The organism is Corynebacterium sp., from assembly GCF_030535495.1.
Lineage (GTDB): Bacteria > Actinomycetota > Actinomycetes > Mycobacteriales > Mycobacteriaceae > Corynebacterium.
This window is the reverse complement of sequence record NZ_JAUNRW010000017.1, coordinates 11,695-30,166: the sequence shown is the minus strand read 5'-3', so window position 1 is coordinate 30,166 and position 18,472 is coordinate 11,695. Positions and strand designations below refer to the sequence as shown.

At 69.4% G+C, this 18,472-nt stretch carries 19 protein-coding genes; 10 read left to right on the top strand and 9 right to left on the bottom strand.

Features of this window, described 5'->3' with window-relative positions:
- Together Q4F73_RS04050 and Q4F73_RS04045 are read right to left on the bottom strand one after the other, a co-directional pair.
- Positions 1 to 1,202 (bottom strand): alpha-amylase family glycosyl hydrolase (locus Q4F73_RS04050; RefSeq protein ID WP_303358074.1); only part of this gene is annotated, 1,202 nt, incomplete at its 3' end.
- 107 nt (positions 1,203 to 1,309) lie between these two features.
- Positions 1,310 to 3,328, bottom strand: a complete 2,019-nt coding sequence (locus tag Q4F73_RS04045; protein ID WP_303358073.1) for a maltotransferase domain-containing protein — start codon at positions 3,326 to 3,328, stop codon at positions 1,310 to 1,312.
- 93 nt (positions 3,329 to 3,421) lie between these two features.
- Between Q4F73_RS04045 and Q4F73_RS04040 the strand changes: the two genes are divergently transcribed.
- The 7 genes from Q4F73_RS04040 to Q4F73_RS04010 all read left to right on the top strand — a co-directional run bounded on the left by Q4F73_RS04040 (position 3,422) and on the right by Q4F73_RS04010 (position 10,372).
- Positions 3,422 to 4,264: an ABC transporter ATP-binding protein gene (locus Q4F73_RS04040; protein WP_303358072.1), complete on the top strand. Its 843-nt coding sequence runs from the start codon at positions 3,422 to 3,424 to the stop codon at positions 4,262 to 4,264.
- 57 nt (positions 4,265 to 4,321) lie between these two features.
- Positions 4,322 to 5,137 carry an NUDIX hydrolase gene (locus Q4F73_RS04035; RefSeq protein WP_303358071.1) on the top strand — a complete coding sequence of 272 codons (816 nt, stop codon included), beginning with the start codon at positions 4,322 to 4,324 and terminating at the stop codon, positions 5,135 to 5,137.
- Positions 5,137 to 6,297 (top strand): SAM-dependent methyltransferase, encoded by a 1,161-nt coding sequence (locus tag Q4F73_RS04030; protein WP_303358070.1) that lies wholly within the window; start codon positions 5,137 to 5,139, stop codon positions 6,295 to 6,297. The genes Q4F73_RS04035 and Q4F73_RS04030 overlap by 1 nt, the downstream gene beginning before the upstream one ends.
- A 79-nt stretch (positions 6,298 to 6,376) precedes the next feature.
- Complete coding sequence (locus tag Q4F73_RS04025) at positions 6,377 to 7,174, top strand: electron transfer flavoprotein subunit beta/FixA family protein (RefSeq protein WP_303358069.1); 798 nt, start codon at positions 6,377 to 6,379, stop codon at positions 7,172 to 7,174.
- Positions 7,175 to 7,206: 32 nt separating this feature from the next.
- Positions 7,207 to 8,157 (top strand): electron transfer flavoprotein subunit alpha/FixB family protein, encoded by a 951-nt coding sequence (locus tag Q4F73_RS04020; protein WP_303358068.1) that lies wholly within the window; start codon positions 7,207 to 7,209, stop codon positions 8,155 to 8,157.
- A complete protein-coding gene (locus Q4F73_RS04015) occupies positions 8,158 to 9,273 on the top strand; it encodes a cysteine desulfurase family protein (protein WP_303358067.1) in 1,116 nt (371 codons plus the stop codon).
- Between the two features lie 76 nt (positions 9,274 to 9,349).
- On the top strand, positions 9,350 to 10,372 hold the full coding sequence (locus tag Q4F73_RS04010; RefSeq protein ID WP_303358066.1) for a glycoside hydrolase family 25 protein: 1,023 nt from the start codon (positions 9,350 to 9,352) through the stop codon (positions 10,370 to 10,372).
- Here the strand turns inward: Q4F73_RS04010 and Q4F73_RS04005 are convergent, their stop codons facing one another.
- The 3 genes from Q4F73_RS04005 to Q4F73_RS03995 are packed head-to-tail and all read right to left on the bottom strand — an operon-like array spanning position 10,373 to position 12,842.
- Positions 10,373 to 11,569, bottom strand: a complete 1,197-nt coding sequence (locus tag Q4F73_RS04005; RefSeq protein ID WP_303358065.1) for a type II toxin-antitoxin system HipA family toxin — start codon at positions 11,567 to 11,569, stop codon at positions 10,373 to 10,375.
- Complete coding sequence (locus Q4F73_RS04000) at positions 11,566 to 11,793, bottom strand: helix-turn-helix transcriptional regulator (RefSeq protein ID WP_303358064.1); 228 nt, start codon at positions 11,791 to 11,793, stop codon at positions 11,566 to 11,568. The genes Q4F73_RS04005 and Q4F73_RS04000 overlap by 4 nt, the downstream gene beginning before the upstream one ends.
- Before the next feature lie 44 nt (positions 11,794 to 11,837).
- Positions 11,838 to 12,842, bottom strand: coding sequence for a spermidine synthase (locus Q4F73_RS03995; protein ID WP_303358063.1), 1,005 nt, complete (start codon positions 12,840 to 12,842; stop codon positions 11,838 to 11,840).
- A gap of 110 nt (positions 12,843 to 12,952) precedes the next feature.
- On the opposite strand from Q4F73_RS03995, the gene mnmA reads away from it, so the two are divergent.
- From mnmA to Q4F73_RS03980, 3 genes are read left to right on the top strand one after another with little or no spacing between them, the layout of a single operon-like run.
- A complete protein-coding gene (gene mnmA / locus Q4F73_RS03990; protein ID WP_303358062.1) occupies positions 12,953 to 14,038 on the top strand; it encodes a tRNA 2-thiouridine(34) synthase MnmA in 1,086 nt (361 codons plus the stop codon).
- Entirely contained in the window at positions 14,035 to 15,027 is a 993-nt protein-coding gene (locus tag Q4F73_RS03985) for a hypothetical protein (RefSeq protein ID WP_303358061.1), read from the top strand. Before mnmA ends, Q4F73_RS03985 begins: the two co-directional genes overlap by 4 nt.
- Before the next feature lie 10 nt (positions 15,028 to 15,037).
- Positions 15,038 to 15,931 carry a hypothetical protein gene (locus Q4F73_RS03980; protein WP_303358060.1) on the top strand — a complete coding sequence of 298 codons (894 nt, stop codon included), beginning with the start codon at positions 15,038 to 15,040 and terminating at the stop codon, positions 15,929 to 15,931.
- A 66-nt stretch (positions 15,932 to 15,997) separates the two neighbouring features.
- Here Q4F73_RS03980 and Q4F73_RS03975 read toward each other — a convergent pair whose 3' ends face one another.
- From Q4F73_RS03975 to Q4F73_RS03960, 4 genes are read right to left on the bottom strand one after another with little or no spacing between them, the layout of a single operon-like run.
- Positions 15,998 to 16,687 carry a 3'-5' exonuclease gene (locus tag Q4F73_RS03975; RefSeq protein ID WP_303358059.1) on the bottom strand — a complete coding sequence of 230 codons (690 nt, stop codon included), beginning with the start codon at positions 16,685 to 16,687 and terminating at the stop codon, positions 15,998 to 16,000.
- A 33-nt stretch (positions 16,688 to 16,720) separates the two neighbouring features.
- Complete coding sequence (locus Q4F73_RS03970; protein WP_303358058.1) at positions 16,721 to 16,987, bottom strand: hypothetical protein; 267 nt, start codon at positions 16,985 to 16,987, stop codon at positions 16,721 to 16,723.
- A complete protein-coding gene (locus Q4F73_RS03965; RefSeq protein ID WP_303358057.1) occupies positions 16,987 to 17,973 on the bottom strand; it encodes a serine hydrolase in 987 nt (328 codons plus the stop codon). Before Q4F73_RS03965 ends, Q4F73_RS03970 begins: the two co-directional genes overlap by 1 nt.
- Positions 17,973 to 18,437: a helix-turn-helix transcriptional regulator gene (locus Q4F73_RS03960; RefSeq protein WP_303358056.1), complete on the bottom strand. Its 465-nt coding sequence runs from the start codon at positions 18,435 to 18,437 to the stop codon at positions 17,973 to 17,975. Before Q4F73_RS03960 ends, Q4F73_RS03965 begins: the two co-directional genes overlap by 1 nt.
- Between the last annotated feature and the right edge of the window lie 35 nt (positions 18,438 to 18,472).

Genomic DNA, 18,472 nt, shown 5'->3' with positions numbered 1-18,472 from the left:
CCGTCGATGTGGAACTCCTCGATCCAGTACAGGGCGTTGGCGACGAGGAAGTTGCGCACCTCGTTGCGGCCGAAGTCGAAGACGTAGGTTCCCCAGTCCTTCTGCTCGCCGCGGCGCCAGTCGGGGTGCTCGTAGAGGGCGGGGCCGTCGAAACGCGCCAGGGCCCAGTCGTCCTTGGGGAAGTGGGCCGGCACCCAGTCGACGAGGACGCCGATACCGCGGTTGTGGAATGCCTCGATGAGCGCGCGCAGCTCATCCGGATCACCCCAGCGGGCGGTCGGGGAGTAGTAGCCGGAGACCTGGTAGCCCCAGGAGCCGCCGAAGGGGTGCTCGGCGACGGGCATGAGCTCGACGTGGGTGAAGCCCTGTTCGGCGACGTAGTCGACCAGCTCGGTGGTCAGCTCCTGGTAACCCTTGCCCACCTTCCAGGAACCCAGGTGCACCTCGTAAATGGACATGGGACCGTTGACGATGTCGGTCTCGGAGCGGGAACGGATCCAGTCGCCGTCGGACCAGTCGTAGCGGGAGTCGACGACCACGGAGGTGGTCTCCGGCGGAGTCAGGGTGCCCTTGGCCAGCGGATCGGCCTTGTCGCGGCGGTGGCCCTCCTTGGTCTGGACGGCGAACTTGTAGGTGTCGCCCGCGCCGATCTCGGGGATGAACAGCTCCCACACTCCGGAGGAACCGAGCGAGCGCATCGGGTACTGGTTGTTGTTCCAGGCGCAGAAGTCACCGACCACGGCCACACCCTGGGCGTTGGGGGCCCAGACGGCAAACGAGGTGCCCTTGACCGTGCCCAGTGCGGTCTCGTAGGAACGCACGTTGGCGCCGAGGACATCCCACAGGCGCTCGTGGCGGCCCTCGGAGATGAGGTGCAGGTCCAGGCTGCCCAGGGTCGGCAGGAAGGCGTAGGGGTCCGCCATGACCACCGGCTCGGCGTCCGGCCAGGTGATGCTCAGGCGGTAATCGGGGGTGTAGATGTCGGGGAGGCCGAGAACCCAGATGTCGTCACCGATGGGGGTGGCCTGGTGGGCCTCGTTGTGGATGAGCACCTCCACCTGCACGGCGCCGAGCTGGCGGGTGCGGATGACCGAGCCGCCCTCGATGGCGTGCCATCCGTAGAAGTCATGGGGCGAGTGGTGACTGCAGTTGCGCAGGCGCTCCAGGTCCGCGTCGGGGATGAGCAGTTTCTCGTCGAGCATGGGTTGTACCTCACAGGTGGAAGGTGGATCGGTTTTATCTGGGCGGTGGGTCGACCGCCCGGTCACACTCCTGACGCTACAGGAGTGGACCGGGCGGCCACGGGTGGTCAGGCGCGGTAGTCGCTCACGTTCCGCCAGGCGAGCTGCTCGCGCTGATCGGCCGGGACCGTCGGCAGGACGAGGATGTGGGCGACGTCGACTTCGGGGGTGAGCTCGACGTAGTTGTGCTCGCCCCAGGTCCAGGTCGCACCGGTGACGGCGTCGTGGACCGGGAAGGTGGCACCCGGGTGCTGGCCGAGGGCCTCGAGGTTGAGGTGCACCGTGCCGGCCTGCGTGTGGTAGGTGTCCAGGTTGACCACCACGAGCACCACGTTGCCGGTGACCGGGTCGACCTTGGAGTAGGCGAGGATCTGGTCATTGTCGACGTCGTGGAAGACGAGGTTGCGCAGCTGCTGCAGGGCAGGGTTCTCGCGGCGGATGTGGTTGAGCAGCGTGAGGTAGGGCTCGAGCGAGTCGCCGGAGGCCAGTGCGCCGGCGAAGTCACGCGGGCGCAGTTCGTACTTCTCGGAGTCGAGGTACTCCTCGGAGCCCTGGGCCACCGGCTCGTACTCGTAGAGCTCGTAGCCGGAGTACACGCCCCACAGCGGGGACATGGTGGCGGCGAGGGTGGCGCGGGCGGCGAACATGGCGCGCCCACCGACCTGCAGGGACTCGTGGAGGATGTCCGGGGTGTTGACGAACAGGTTCGGGCGGGAGAAGTCGGCGGCATCGCGGATCTCGGAGGCGAACTGGGTCAGTTCCTCCTTCGAGGTCTTCCACGTGAAGTAGGTGTAGGACTGCGAGTAGCCGAGCTTGGCCAGGCCGTAGAGGCGCGGGGCGCGGGTGAAGGCCTCGGCGAGGAAGATGACGTCCGGGTCGGTCTCGTGGACCTTGGAGATCAGCCACTCCCAGAAGTTCGCCGGCTTGGTGTGGGGGTTGTCCACGCGGAAGGTGCGCACGCCCAGGTTCACCCAGTGCATGACGACGCGGTAGACCTCGTCGTAGACGGCCGTGGGGTTGTTGTCGAAGTTGATGGGGTAGATGTCCTGGTACTTCTTCGGCGGGTTCTCCGCGTAGGCGATGGTGTCATCGGCCAGGACGGTGAAGAAGTCACGGTGCTCGGTGGCCCAGGGGTGATCGGGGGCGGCCTGCAGGGCGAGGTCGAGGGCGATCTCCAGGCCCAGCTCCTCGGCGCGTTCGAGCAGGGCGACGAAGTCCTCCTCGGTGCCCAGCTCCGGGTGGACGGCGTCGTGGCCGCCCTCCTTGGCACCGATGGCCCAGGGCGAGCCGACGTCGTGCGGCTCCGGGGTCAGGGTGTTGTTGCGGCCCTTGCGGTTGATCTCACCGATGGGGTGGATCGGAGGGAAGTAGACGGTGTCGAAGCCCATCTCGGCGACGCGCTCGAGGGCGTCGGCGGTGGTGGCGAAGGTGCCGTGGACCGGGTTGCCGTGCTCGTCCCAGCCGCCCGTGGAGCGCGGGAACAGCTCGTACCAGGAGTTGACCAGGGCGGCGCGCCGCTCGACGAGCACCTCGCAGATGGGCCCGTGGGTGAGCAGCTCGCGCAGCGGGTGGCGGTGCAGCACGGCGGTGACCACCTCGGACAGGCCGATCTCCACGCGCTTGGCCACGCTGAGGTCCTCGTTGCGGAGGGCGGAGGCGGCGTCGATAAGCACCCCGGACACGGAATCCGGGGCGGCGGAGGCGGCCTTGTCGAACAGGTCCGCGCCGTGCGCGAGATCATTGGCCAGTTCCGCGGCGGACTGGCCGGCGTCCATCTTCTTGGTCACGGCGTTGCGCCAGGTGGCGAAGACATCGGACCAGGCGTCGACGCGGAAGGTCCACAGGCCCTCGGTGTCGGGGACGAACACACCGTGGACGCGGTCCTGGTTGTGCGGGTCGGTCGTCATGTGGATGGCGACGGTCTCGCCCTCGGGGGGAGTGACGTTGAGTGTCGCCGCGATGGCGTCGTGGCCCTCGCGCCACGCCAGGGCCGTGACGGGGACGACCTCTCCGACGACAGCCTTCGCGGGGTACAGGCGCCCGGTGATCTGGGGGCGGACGTCATCGATTCCGAGTCGACCGGTCATGTGTTTCACCTTCCACATTGCAGGGGTTGGACTACCCCGTCGAGCCTAGTCCAGCTGTGTCATTTCCACAGGGGACGCACAAAATCGGCCACAATGGGGGATGTGACTGACTTCCGTGACGATTCCTCCGCCGACCTGCTCGTCGATTTCCGCGACGTGACCTTCAAGCGTGGGGGCCGCAACCTCGTCGGCCCCGTCACCTGGCAGGTGGAACTGGACGAGAGGTGGGTGATCATCGGCCCCAACGGCGCCGGCAAGACCACCCTCATCCGGATGGCCGCCGCGGAGGAGTTCCCCAGTTCGGGGCGAGCGTTCGTCATGGGCGAGCAGCTGGGACGGACCGACATGCGGGATCTGCGGGCGTCGATCGGGGTGTCCTCCTCCGCGCTGGGCAACCGCATTCCGCCGGAGGAGAAGGTCGGCGATCTCGTCGTCTCCGCCGGTTATGCGGTGCTGGGGCGCTGGCGCGAGGAGTACGAGGAGATGGATTTCGCGCAGGCCCACGAGATCCTCGACCAGGTCGGCGCCCACCACCTGCAGGACCGCACGTGGGGCACCCTCTCGGAGGGCGAGCGCAAGCGCGTGCTCGTCGCCCGGGCGCTCATGACCAACCCGGAGCTGCTCATCCTCGATGAGCCCGGCGCCGGCATGGATCTCGGCGGCCGGGAGGATCTCGTCGGCTACCTCGGGGACCTGGCGATGGATCCGGATGCCCCGGCGATCGTCATGATCACCCACCACGTCGAGGAGATCCCCTTCGGCTTCACCCACGCGATGCTTCTCGACGACGGCGGCGTGGTCGCCCAGGGCCTCATCAACACCGTGCTGACCAGTGAGAACCTGTCGAAGGCCTTCCACCAGCCGATCGAGGTCTCCCGGATCGGCGAGCGCTACTTCGCCCGTCGCACGCGGCGTCGTCCCGCCCACCGCGGCTGAGGTCCACCTAGACTGTCGGTACGTCCGTCCCCACGACCCGTCAGGAGGTGTACAGCAGTGCCGCAGCGCAAGGCGCCCACCGGTTACGACCAGGCCAGACTGTCCACCACCATCATCCTCGTCCGGGATTCGGAGACGGGGTTGCAGGTGTGGGCCCAGGAGCGGGTGTCCACCATGCGCAACTACCCCGGGATGACGGTCTTCCCGGGCGGTGGTGTCGACCACCGCGATTTCCCCTCCGGCTCCTGGGACACAGCGGACCTGTGGACGGGCCAGCCCGTCGAGGATCTCGCGGAGCGCCTCGGCCTGAGCCCCGAGCAGACCCACGCCGTCGTCTTCGCCGGGGTGCGGGAGCTGTTCGAGGAGACCGGCACGCTGTTGGCCGTGCACGAGGACGGTACACCGATCGCCGATGTCACCCCGTACCACCAGGACCGCGTCGACCTCATCTCCCATGAGATCTCGCTGACGGACATGCTCACCCGCCGGGGGTTGCGCGTGTGCTCCGACCTGGCGCGCCCCTGGGCCCGCTGGGTGGGCGGCTGGAAGGACCGCCACTGGTTCGACACCGTCTCCTTCGTCGCGGTGGCCCCACCGGGGCAGTCCCCGGACGGCGACACCTCCGAGGCCGACGACGCCGGCTGGTTCCCGCCCCATTTGCTTCTCGACGGCTGGCGTCACGGCCTCGTCCGCCTCGCCATCCCCACCTGGGCGCAGCTGAGCTTCCTCGCCCAGTTCCCGACCGCCGCGAAGGCCCTGGCCGGGGCGAACGCCGCCGACCTCACCCCGGTGGTCGGCGACCCGGTCGACGACCCCCGTTTCGCCGAGTACTTCACCACCTCCTGGGTCGATCGGATCAGGCCCGGGCTCTGATGGCCTTCACCCTCGACGAGGTCGCCTTCCTCGCGGCCCACACCGACGACATCACCACCGCCACGGCCGGTCTCACCTTCACCCGCTCATCGCTGCTGGACGACGTCGCCGTGCTCCGTGCCCGCTTCGGTGAGCACGGTCGGGCCGTCGCGGAGCTGGCCCAGGCGCGCCGCTCGGCGGTGGCCGGCGGCAAATTCCCCGCCACCTGGCTCACGGACCTCGACGCCGCCCAGCAGGCGACGCCGCAGGTGGTGGCGGCGCAGCGCGCCGCCCGCCTGCGGCGCGTGCTGGGCGCGGACGCTCTCGTCCACGATGTGACGTGCTCGGTGGGGACGGAGGGGGCGTCGATAAGCGGGGCCTACCTGGGCAGCGACCTCGACCCCGTCCGCCTGGCGATGGCGCGGCACAACCTGGGGGACCGTGCGTGGCTGATCCGCGCCGACGCCACCGTGCCGGCGAGCCGGTCAGCGGATGTGATCGTCGCCGATCCCGCACGAAGGGCCGGCGGGCGTCGCATCACCCGCCCCGATCAGCTGCTGCCCCCGCTGCCGGATCTGCTCACCGCCTGGCCGGGCCGAGAAATGGCGGTCAAATGCGCCCCCGGCCTGGATTTCTCCGAGTGGGAGGGGCTGGTGAGCGTCGTTTCCGTCGACGGCGGGGTCAAGGAGGCCTGCCTCTACACCCCCGGGCTCGCCGAGGGCACGCGGCGGGAGGCGCTGGTCATCACAGGGGCCTACGTCGACCGGCTCAGCGACGGGATGCCGGACGAGGTCGGGGCCGGGGCGCCGGGGCGCTATCTCATCGACCCGGACGGGGCGATCGTGCGCGCCGGGCTGGTTCGCCATTATGCGGCGCGGGAGGGGCTGTGGATGCTCGATGAGCGCATCGCCTACCTCACCGGCGATGAGATCCCGGCCGGGCGCAGCGGTTTTGCCATCGAGGAGATCGTGCCGCTGAAGAAACTCAAGGCGGCGCTGTCGGGCCGGGATGTCGGGTCGCTGGAGATTCTCGTGCGGGGGGTGGACGTCGATCCCGACCTGCTGCGCAAGAAGCTGAAGCTGCGGGGGTCGGCTCCGGCGGCGGTGGTGTGCACCCGCATCGGTTCGCAGGGCGTGGCCATCGTGTGCGGACCCCGCGAGCACCGCCCGCACAGAAACTAAGGGTTGCCTTGGTTGTTCGGGCGTGGCCTAGCGTAGACTCTCTGCAGACTTCCCCCACCCCGAAGAAAGGTGACTGCCGATGCCCGCGATCGTGGTACTCGTCAAGCATGTTCCGGACACCTGGTCCCGGAAGGCCCTCGAGGCCGATCACACCCTGGACCGCACCAACGTCGACTCCGTCATCGACGAGATCAACGAGTTCGCCATGGAGCAGGCCCTGCAGCTGCGGGACGACAACCCCGAGGCCGCCCACCGCGTCATCGCCCTGACCATGGGCCCGGCCGGTGCCGACGAGACCCTCCGCAAGGCCCTGGCCATGGGCGCCGACGACGCCGTCCACCTGCTCGACGACGCCCTCGCCGGCTCCGACCTGCTGGGCACCACCTGGGCGCTGACCAACGCGATCAACACCATCGAGGATGTGGCGCTCATCGTCGCCGGCAACGCCTCCTCCGACGGTGCCATGGGAGCCCTGCCCGGCATCCTCGCCGAGTACCGCCAGGTCCCGGCCCTGACCGGGGTATCCTCCGTGGCACTCGACGGCCAGACCGTCACGGCTGTCCGCGAGACCCCCGCCGGCCGCCATGAGCTCACCGCCCAGCTGCCGGCCATCGTCTCCGTCACGGACAAGGCACCGAAGCCGCGTTTCCCCAACTTCAAGGGTCTCATGGCCGCCAAGAAGCACGAGGTCACCGTGCTCAGCACCGCCGCCATCGGCGTCGACCCCGCCCAGGTCGGTCTCGCGCACTCCGCCACCGCCGTCACCGCCGCCACCCAGCGCCCGGAGCGCACCGCCGGTGACGTCATCGGCGGCACCGACGGTGCGGCCGCGGCCGCGCACGTCGCCGGTTTCCTGGCCGACGAGAAGTTCCTCTGATCCCCTCGACCCCCGTATTTAGGAGCATGAGCATGTCCACTGTCTACGTCCTGGTCGAGCACGATGGTTCCCAGGTAGCCCCCGTCACCGCCGAGCTGATCACCGCCGCCCGCCCGCTGGGCGAGGTCACGGCCGTGGTCGTCGCCGCCCCCGGTGTCACCGAGACCCTCGCCCCGGCACTCGCCGAGGCCGGTGCCGCCACCGTGGTGGCCGCCGAGTCCGCCGATGTCGCCGAGCGTCTCCTCCTGCCGCAGGTCGACGCCCTCCACATCCTGGCATCCACCACCCCGGGCCCGATCGTCGTCGCCGCCGACGTCAACGGCAACGAGATCGCCGGCCGTCTGGCGGCCCGCCTGGCCTCGGGTGTGCTGTGCGATGTCGTCGGCATCAACGCCGACCGCACCGCCTCCCAGTCGGTCTTCGGCGATCAGGTGCAGATTTCCGCGGCTGTCGGTGGCGCCTGCCCCATCTACACCGTGCGCCCCGGGGCCGTCGAAGCGGCCCCGGTCGCCGGCGCCGGCACCGTGAGCACCCTGGCGCTGCCGGGGGCCACCGCCAAGGACGTCACCGTCACCGGCTTCACCCCGGCCGTGCGCGGGGACCGCCCGGAGCTCAGCGCCGCCAAGGTCGTCGTGGCGGCCGGCCGCGGTATCGGTTCGGCTGAGGGCATGGCGCTGGCCGAGGAGCTCGCCGATGCACTCGGCGGGGCCGTCGGTGTCACCCGCGACATCGTCGACCTCGACTACTACGACGGCGCGTACCAGATCGGCCAGACCGGCGTCACCGTCTCCCCGGACCTCTACATCGGTCTCGGCGTCTCCGGTGCCATCCAGCACACCTCCGGCATGCAGACCGCGAAGAAGATCGTGGTCATCAACAACGACGAGGACGCGCCGATCTTCCAGATCGCCGATCTCGGCGTCGTCGGTGACCTCTTCGAGGTGGTCCCCGCGCTCATCAACGAGATCAACGCCCGGAAGTAGATGGCTCACTTCCTCGATCACGCGGCCACCTCGCCCATGCGGCAGGTGGCCGTCGACGCGTGGGTGGAGTATGCCGGGATGCTCAATCCGGGCGGCCAGTACGGCTCCGGCCGTGCCGCGCGCCGCGTGCTTGACGACGCCCGCGAGCTCATCGCCTCACTCCTGGGCGCCGACCCCGTCGAGGTCATCTTCACCGCCTCCGGCACCGAGGCCGACAATCTGGCGGTCACCGGCCTTTACCGCGCCTCCCCGTCCTCCCGCGTCGTTGCCTCCCCGCTGGAGCACCCGGCGGTGCTGGAAACGGTCAAGGCCCTCGGCGCCGAGGTCGAGTGGCTGACCGTCGTCGACGGGCGGGTGGGTGACCTCACCGCGCTGGACACCCCCGCCGCCCTGGCCACGTGCATGTGGGCGAACAACGAGACCGGAGCCCTGCAGCCGATCGGAGAGGTCGTGGAACGGGCCGCGGCGGCGGGCACGCCGGTCCACGTCGACGCCGTGCAGGTCGTCGGCCACCTCCCCGTGTCCTTCCGGGAGCTGGGGGCGGTCACTCTGGCGGCCAGCGCCCACAAGTTCGGCGGCCCGCGCAGCGGGGGGCTGCTGCTGGCCCGGCGCTCCCCGGCGCCGGCCCCGGTGCTGCACGGGGGAGGTCAGGAGCGGGGAATACGTCCGGGCACCCTCGATGTGGCGACGGCGGCCGCCACGGCCGCCGCACTGCAGGAGGCCGTCGCCGAGATGGCTGCGGAGAACCAACGCCTGCGCACCCTGCGGGATCGGCTGCGGGAGGGGATCCTCGCGGGCGTCGATAATGTGCTCGTCCACACCACCGAGCCGGCGCTGCCCGGGCACCTGCACCTGTCTTTTCCCGGGGCGGAGGGCGACAGCCTCATCATGCTTCTCGACGCCGCCGGCATCGAGGCCTCCACCGGATCCGCCTGCGCCAGCGGGGTCAACCGGGCCAGCCACGTGCTGCTGGCCATGGGGGTCAGCGAGCGCGACACGCGCGGGGCGGTGCGTTTCACCCTGGGACGGACGACGACGTCAGACGATGTCGACGCGGTGCTCGGCGTTATCGCGGACACCGTGGACAGGGCGCGGGCGGCGGGCATGGCGGGCTGAAGGTGTTGCCCGTGGTGTGCCTGTTACTTATGTGATTGGTGTGACTGCTGAGTTCTCCTGGGTTATGGTGAAGACCATGCGTGTTCTCACCCGCCTCAGCTCCGTCGTCGCCTCCACCGCCCTGGCGCTCACCCTGGCCTCGGCTCCCGCCGTCGCCTTCACCCCGACCTCACCCTCCGGGGTCGACGTCTCCGGCCACCAGCGCGGTCACGGCCCCATCCGCTGGCAGGAGGTCGCCGCCGCCGGCCAGCAGTTCGCCTTCGTCAAGACCTCGGAGGGGGAGGACTGGGTCAACGAGCACTATCTCGAGGATGTCCACGCCGCCCACCAGGCCGGACTGCTGGTGGGCACCTACCATTACGCACGCCCCGCCGGTGACGCCCGCGTGCAGGCCGCGCACTACGCGGCCACCCTGGCCAACGCCCCGCAGCATGCCCTGCCTCCGGTCCTCGACATCGAGGTGGATGAGGGTCTGACCCCCGAGCAGCTCCAGGACTGGGTGCGCGACTTCCTCGCCGAGACCGAGCGCCTCACGGGTCGGGTCCCGATGATCTACACCTACCGCTACTTCTGGCGCGAGCACCTCAATGACACCGATGAGTTCTCCCACTATCCGCTGTGGCTGGCCGCCTACCAGAACCACGTCCCGGAGCCCGTCGGTGGCTGGGATGCGCTGAGCTTCTGGCAGCGCTCGGATGCCGGTCGGGTCCCGGGCATCGACACCAACGTCGACCTCAACCTCTTCAACGGCACCGGCTCCCAGCTCGGCGATTTCGTCGCCGGGCGCCCGGTCGATCTCGACGGTGCCGCCGGGCAGGTCGTGGTCCCGGACAACACCATTCTGGACACCCTCGGTGGGGACAACACGGCGCTGGCCGCGCTCATCCTCGCCGCGCAGACCGGCGTCGTCCCGCCCGAGGCCCTGGAGGCGGCCGCCGCGCAGCTGGGTATCGAGCAGGTCCTCGTCGACGAGATCACCACCCGGGTCCGCGATCTCATCGCCACCGGCGACCTGCCGGTCGGGGACCTGCAGGTGATGGTGGACAACCCCGACTACACCATCGGCGATCTGCTCATCCTCCTGACGAACGCCGGCTGATCAGCGGTCCCAGTGGCGGCGGCGGGAGGTGAGGACCCGCCGCAGGTCGCGGACGCGGCGGGGGTCGAAGCCGGCGGCCTCCGAGATGAGTTCGGGGGCGCGCTCGGTCAGGCGGAGCGCCTCGTCGGCGAGAGAGTCCGCGACGGAACGCGGCAGTCCCACCGCATCGGTGAAGGAGTTGAACCTCTTCCGAGTGAATCCCGTGGTTGATCCTCCGACGGACAGTGCCAGGTCATGGTCGCCGTAGGGGACGGTGCTGGGAATGTCATAGATCGGGCTGGGGGAGAACCCGTGACCATCATGAAGGACGGAGATGTTCTTGGCGTGGAGATCACCGTTGCCGCTCAACCACGCCATGGCGAGCTGGAACGCCACCTGCCGCAGAGCGAGCACGGGAGAGGAACACGTGCGGGCCACGACGTCGGCCACCTGTTCCATGGTGACGGAGTACTTCTGGGCCGGCCAGATGCCCAAGAGCTGTGACACATCCTCGACCGGCAGTTTCCCGGCCTCAGGGCGGTCGAACCGGCTCACCAGCAGGCCGGCCCGACCGGACATATCGGTGATGCGACGCGCGGCGGCGTAGGCGATGCGGAGGCGATTTCGGCGCGAGAACCGGTAGCAGGCCCATTCGTTGTCGACCAGCCCGGGAAATTCTGGCGGGCTGAGCTTGAGGATCGCATCAGAACCGGCGATGTCCACCGGCACGGCCAGCGTCCGGGCGGACACCTTGTCCTGGACTCCTGCCAGGGCCACCGGGTCGGGAACGCCGGCAGCCGCGAGGACAGTGGCGAAATCCAGGTGCTCGGTGGCGTCCACGGTCACACGGGGTATCGGCACGGTGGGTGTCGTTCCGACAGGGAGGACGGCCACGGCCCCCACCGGATCAGCGCCGACGGCCAGGAGGAGGGAGAGTTCGTCGTCCGCTGATGCCTTCACCGCGGTTCGTAGCGCTGTCAGCCTTCTTCCTTCCGGGAGGAGTCCGGCGAAGTAGGGTGGCACGGCACCGGCCCTGGTGATCACGGGTTCCTCGCCGAGTGGCAGGGTGGTGGCCACGGCCGGACCGCCGGTGGCGAGGTAGTTCTCCGTGTAGCGGAACTCGATGTCGTTTCCCGTGCGTGTCAGATGTGCAGCGAGGGTGTCCCCGACATACACCGCAGCCTGGGGGACCACGCGGGGGTCGAGTCGCGAGGTCACGGGCGCGGCCCTGCCGACAGTGCATCAAACTGCGACAGGGTGACCTGGTATCCGAGAACGTCGAGGACCCTCAGGAGGGTGTCCAGGCGGAGGCCCGGCTTGCCCCTTTCAATCTCTCGGATGAGTCGTTCTGACACGCCTGCGAGATCCGCCAGTTCCCACTGGCGAAGACCCAGCTCCTGCCGCCGGATGCGCGCAGCTGTTCCGATGTCGTCCGGATTCATGATCCACCTCACCTTCCGGCACGAACGTGCCGTTCGGCCTGATTCTAGCGAGGAAGGGGCTGCGAATCCACCGATTCCGGCACGATCGTGCCGTTTACCAGTGATGCAGGAGGCCTTCGGGGGGGTCCGGCACCGTCATCGGCACGATCGTGCCGGTTGTCCAGGGTGCGGGGTAGCGTGTCGTCGATAAGCGCCCGCGTCCAGCGCTCGTCCTTGTAGTGGGCGGGGACAGCCCCGCCGAGCAGCACCCGGGCCAGCTGCGCGGCCTCCACGGAGCCCTCGACGGGTAGCTCGCGGTCGGAGCCGATGAGGATCATGTTGCCGTAGCGACGTCCCTTGAGCATCGGGGGATCGGCGATGACGGCCAGGTGCCGGAACACCTCGGACATGCCCGCCAGCTCGGTCTTCGTGCCGATGAGCGAGGAGTAGTCCCCGCAATTGGCCACATACAGCCCGCCCGGGTACAGGGCCGAGTGGACGGCGCGGAAGAACTCGGGTGTGGTCAGATCCAGCGGCGTGCGGTTGCCCGCGAAGACGTCGCGGATGATGATCTCCCGGCTGCAGGGGTAGAAGCCGCGGGTGACCTCCCCGGCCTCACCGACGCGGATCTTCACGGTCGGTGACCGCGGGATGTCGAACCACTCCCGGACGTAGTCGGCGAGTTTGGCATCCAGTTCCACCACCGTATGGCGCGAATCGGGCCACAGAGCGGCGAAGTAGCGGGCCAGGGAACAGGCCGCGCCACCGAGGTGGGTGACCCGCAGCGAGGACGGATCGAAACGCGCGTCGACCTGGTGCTCGACGATGGCCGCGATCCAGCGCATGTACTCGAACTCGAGGACGTCCGGCCGCCCGATCTGTACGTGCGAGCTGGGGACACCGTTGACCATCAGCGTCCAGGCATCCGGATGGAAGGTGTCGGGGACCAGCTCCGCGGTGCCGGTGGAGATGTCGTAGGTGCCCGCCACTGCGCCACCCGTGCCACCCGCGCTACCCGCGCTCGGGTCGGCGTCGGGGGAGCGTTTCCGATTCCTACGGGATCTGGCCATGGATGGTCATGGTAGCCGCCCGGCGCGGTGGCACGAACTCCTGGGCATGAGGAGTTTCGGGAATATGCCCGCGGGCGGTTACGCTGCAGGACGAGAAGAGGGAGGAAGCAATGCGCGTACTGGCAGCGATGAGTGGTGGAGTCGATTCGGCGGTGGCCGCCGCGAGGATGGTGGAGGCGGGCCACGATGTCGTCGGCGTGCACCTGGCACTGTCCCGCGACCCGCAGGCCGTGCGCGAATCCTCCCGCGGCTGCTGCTCCCTGGAGGATTCCGCCGATGCGCGCCGGGTGTGCGACAAGCTGGGCATCCCCTTCTACGTGTGGGATTTCTCCGATCGCTTCCAGGCCGATGTCATCGATGATTTCGTCGACTCCTACGCCCGCGGCGAGACCCCGAATCCCTGCCTGCGCTGCAACGAGAAGATCAAGTTCGCGGCCCTGCTCGACCGCGCCGTGGCACTGGGTTTCGATGCCGTGGCCACCGGTCACTATGCGCTTATCGACGACGACGGGCACCTGCGCCGCTCCGTCGACAATGCCAAGGATCAGTCCTATGTCCTCGGCGTGCTCACCCGCGCCGAGCTCGACCGCTGCCTGTTCCCGGTCGGCAACACCGAGAAGCCGCAGATCCGCGAGGAGGCCGCCCGCCACGGCTTCTCGGTGGCGCGCAAGCCGGACTCCTATGACATCTGCTTCATCCCCGACGGCAACACCCAGGCCTTCCTGGGCTCGCGGATCGGCCTGCGCCCGGGCATGGTCGTCGACCAGGACGGGGCGCAGTTGCGCGACCATGACGGCGCCTGGAACTTCACCATCGGCCAGCGCAAGGGACTCGACCTGCGCAATCCGGCCGCGGACGGCCGCCCCCGCTACGTCACCGACATCGACGCCGCCAGCGGCACCGTCACCGTCGGTCCGCGCACCGCGCTGTCCGTCGGTGTCATCCACGCCGACCGTCTCAAGGTGCTGCACCCGGGCATGACGGGCGCAGTCGACGCCCACGTCCAGGTCCGCGCCCACGGCGGTGTGGTCGCCTGCCACGCGGAGGTGGGGGAGGAGTCCATGACCCTCACCCTCGCCGAACCGCTGCAGGGCGTGGCCCGCGGCCAGGCGGCGGTCCTGTACCTGCCCGACCCGGACGGCCGCGGGGACGTGGTGCTCGGCTCCGGCACGATCTGCGGGACGGAGTCGCTGTGAGTGCCTACGGAATCGGGGCGCTGCCGGGTACCTCGCTTATCGACGCCGCCGACATCGTCTACTCCGAGACCGGCGACCTCCCGCACGTCCCGGATCTGCCCGCTCGTGGGCTCGGCGCCGATCCGGTCGGCCGCACCGCCAGCCTGCTCGAGGCGGTCACCGTCGACCGCGGGCCGCGCTCGTGGATCATGACCGATCGCCCGCAGCTGCTCACCCGACGCACCCGCGACCTGCTCGACCGCGACCTCGACCAGCTGGAGGAGGCGTGGGGGACCACCGTGCCCGCGCTGAAGATCCAGGTCACCGGCCCGTGGACACTGGCGGCATCGATCGAACTGGCCTCCGGCCACCGCGTCATCACTGACACCGGCGCCCTGCGCGACCTCAGCGAGGCCCTCATCGAGGGAGTGAACGCGCACATCGCCGATCTGTCCCGCCGCTTCCGTGCCGATGTCGTCGTCCAGCTCGACGAGCCGCTGCTGCCCGAGATCGCCGCCGGACTGCCCGGTGTGACCCGCTTCAACCCCGTCCGTCCGGTCAATCCGAAAGACCTCGCCGAGCGCCTGGCCGGGGTCATCGCGGGGCTCGACGCCGAGCGGGTCCTGCTCAACCAGACCGGTTATCCGCCGCTGTGGGACGTGGCGCGCGACTCCGGCGCCGAGACCGTGCTGGTGACCCTCGACCAGGTCCAGGGCACAGCGCAGTACGACGGCTTCGGGCACACCGTCAGCGCCGGTGTCCGCATCGGACTCGGTGTCACCTCTCCCGGCGACGTGGTCGACGAGCTGCACGCGCGCCCGCGCGAGCGCGCCGTGGCCGTGGCGCGCTTCTGGGAACGTCTCGGCCTCGACCCCCAGTGGTTGAGCGAGCGTATCGACGTCCACCCCCGCACCGGCATCACCTCTGGCTCGCTCCTCGATGCCGCCGGCGCCTACGCCATGGCGCGTATCGTCGACCACATGCTGCGCACCGACGCCGGGGACCTGTGACCACGACACGATGAGCGCACCACCCCCCGCCGGCCCCGCCTGGGCCGGCTCACTCATGGGCACCTCGATCGCGGCGACGCTGTCGATCACGCACGGCCTGCCGTGGATGGGAATGCTGCTGCTCGCCGTCGCCACCGCCCTGCTGGTGACATTCACCGTCGGTTGGATCCGCCACCGCAACCCCGGCTTCCATCAGCAGTTCATGGGCCCGTGGGGCATGGTGTCCATGGGTGTCATGGCGCTCGGCAGTGCGTGGAGCACGGCCACGGACTTGGTCGCCCCGCAGCTGCTCACCTGGCTCATCGGCATGCCGCTGGCCGTGGTGGTGTGCCTGCGCCAGCTGCGCCGTTTCGAGGGCGAACTCAGCTTCCCCTGGGGCCTGGCGGTGGTCTCCCCGATGGTGGCGGCGACCTCCGGCGGGCAGCTCGCCCTGCTTCTCGACGCCCCCTGGGCACCCCTCATCCATGCCATCGCCCTGGGGTGTTTCGGCCTCAGCCTGGTCACCGGCCTGCCGCTGTTCGCCCGCATCTACGCCGCGCGCCCGCGCATCCCGGCCGCCTTCGCCGGCACCGCGTGGATCCCGCTAGGCATTATCGGCCAGTCCACCGCGGCCGTCCACGTGCTTGTCGACGCCCCCCTCGCCCACACCTACGGCCTCGTCATGGCTGCTCTCGGCGTGCCGATGATCGCCTACGCGGTGTGGCACTTCTGGGGCCGCGCGATACGCACCTGGGCGGAGTACTCGCCCGGCTGGTGGGGGTCGACCTTCCCGGCGGGCACCCTGTCCCTCGGCGCGCTCTACCTCGGGTGGGATCAGGTCAGTGCTGCGTTCCTCGGACTGCTGCTGGTGCACTGGCTGCTGTGCGTCGCGCGCTTTCTCACCCGCCGGGCCGGGGCGCAGTAAAAGATACCGCGAAGCCCCCTGCCCGTCGCTGGGCAGGGGCCTTCGCGGCGTACTTTGCTGCGTGGCCTATCCCTGCATCGGCCAGGCGGTGGACACATCGGAGGCATCCTTGCCCTGCCCCTGCAGATAACGGGCGAAGTCGACCTGCCGGTCGTGGTGGCCGACCGCCTGGAACTCCATGAGCTCGCCTTCGTCCATGCGGGTCAGCTCCGGCCACTGACGGGCCTGCTTCCAGGCGATCCTGGCAGCGGCGAGGGCGTCGGCGGTGGCCTCGTGGGCGTTGGACAGCTCCACCCCGTAGTGCTCGGACATGGCCGTGAGGTTGCGCTTGCCCCGGCGGTAGGGGTCCTTGACCCGGTCGACCACATAGGGGTCGAACACCGGCCCGGTGACCACGAAATCCCCGGTCAGCTGGCGCAGCACGGTGAGGTCGTAGCAGGCGTTGTAGACCACCAGCGTCAACCCGTCCTCCCACGCCTTCTTGATGGCGGCGACGGTGTCGGCCAGCACCTCATCGTGCGGACGGCCCTCGGCGCGGGCCTTCTCCGTGGTGATGCCGTGGATCTTCGCGGCCTCCTCGGGGATCTCCACGCCGGGGTCGGCGAGGTGTTCGACGGAGTCGACCTGGCGGCCCTCGATACGCACCAGCGCCGAGGTGACGATGCGCGCCTCCTGCGGGAAGCGGGAGGTGGTCTCGAGGTCGAAGGAGAGCATGCGGGAGGCGTCAAAACCCTGGAAACTGTGGGAGCCGGTCATGGACTCAACCCTAGACGCAGGGTCGGACATGACTCATCCCCGTCGTCGAAAAGCCTGGTGAACGATGATTCCGGCGAGCAGGCCGATGAGTGCGCTGCTCACCCACCACAGCCACACCGGGACGGCCGAGTTCCAGGGCAGCGTGCCCAGCCCGCCGATGACGAGTGCCAGCATGATGGTGCCCGCGAAGTCAGTGACCAGGGAACGCGTGCTGGATCCGGGACGCAGTGCCTTCCGGAAGGAAAAGACGAGCGAGATGAACAGGTAGGCCACCAGGCCCCAGGCGATGTAGGTGATCATCAGTTCTCCTCCTCCAGCAGGGCCTGCGCCACCTCGTGGACGTCGGCGGTGGTGTCTCCGGCGACGTAGGCCGCGCGCCCGGAGGCTTCGTCAATGATGAGGGTCGTCCGATACCCGTAGGTGCCACCGTGGTGGGTGCGGCGACCGTCGTCGTCGGTGCTCCAGGTGAAGTCCGGGACGCCGGTTTCCAGGATGTGCGCGGCATAGCGGGCCATGTCGGCGGAGGTGGAGCGCAGCCCGCCGGTGGGCAGGTACCCGCCCATCTCCCAGGGTTCGGCGTGGCGGCCGGTGGTGGTCAGCCCGCGCGGCGCGCTCTCGGCCACCGCCCCGTCGGTCATGGCATAGGTCGCAGTCATGTCCAGGGGGGTGAGGATCTGCTCGTCGACAAGCTCCTCCCAGGTCGAGCCGGCCTCGATGGCGATGAGTTGACCCAGCAGGGCGACACCCAGGTTGGAGTACTCCTGCTCGCCCCGGTCGCTGAGTGAGGCGTTGAGGGCGTCGTCGATGACCTCCTCGCGGGAGATTCCGGCGTAGGGGTTGGCGGCGGTGATGCTGGTGATGAGCGAGGAGAAGAGGAATCCCCGGGGCAGGCGCGGCAGGCCGGAGGTGTGGTCGGCCAGTTCCCTGAGGGTCACGTCCGCGATCTCAGAGTCACCGGCGTCGATGATGTCGGCGACGGTGGTGTCCTCGGTGATCCGGCCCGCGGCGATGTGGTTGGCCATGATCTGGGCGGTGAAGGTCTTGGTCACCGATCCGATCTCGAACTCGGTGTGCTCGTCGGCGCCGAGGCCGGCGAAGCGGGGGCCGTCGGCGTCGAGAAGCAGGGCGCTGAGGTGGTGGTGGCCGGAGCCGGCGTGCTCGGCGACCCGCGCGGCAAGTTCCGGGTCACCGGTACGCTCAGCGGATACCTGCACGGGGCGGGGGCCCAGCCACAGCAGCAGGGCCGTGACGGTGAGGGCGGCGAGGGCGGAGATGAGATAGCGCATCAGTGATCCTCCGTGGCGGCGATGATGGTGAGCAGGGGGATGACGCGCGTGGTGCGCACACTCCAGCGCCCGCCCGCGCCCTTGGAGATCCATCCTCCGGCCTGCAGCGCGCCGAGATGGTGGTAGGCGGTGCCGGTGGAGGTGACCAGGGCGTCGTCGACAAGCTCGGTGACGGTGGCGGGGGCGTCGAGAAGCCGCCGCAGGATGGCCCCGCGTACCGGGTGGGCGAGTGCGGCGAGTCGCTCGAGGTGCGGGGCCCAGTCGGTGTCCAGCAGCAACTCCGTGGGGCGGTGCCACTGATACTTCGCGACGCCCGCGCCGGTGTGGACGTCGCCGGCGAAGATGACGGAATCGTCGATGTTGTCGAGCACCCACAGGTCACCGGACAGTGTCCGGTCCGTCGGCGCGCCCTCCAGGGCTGCCAAGCGCTGCTCGATGGCGGTCAGTCTGGCGTCGATTTCCATAATTCCAAAACTACAGAAAGTTGGAAAGGTGGGCA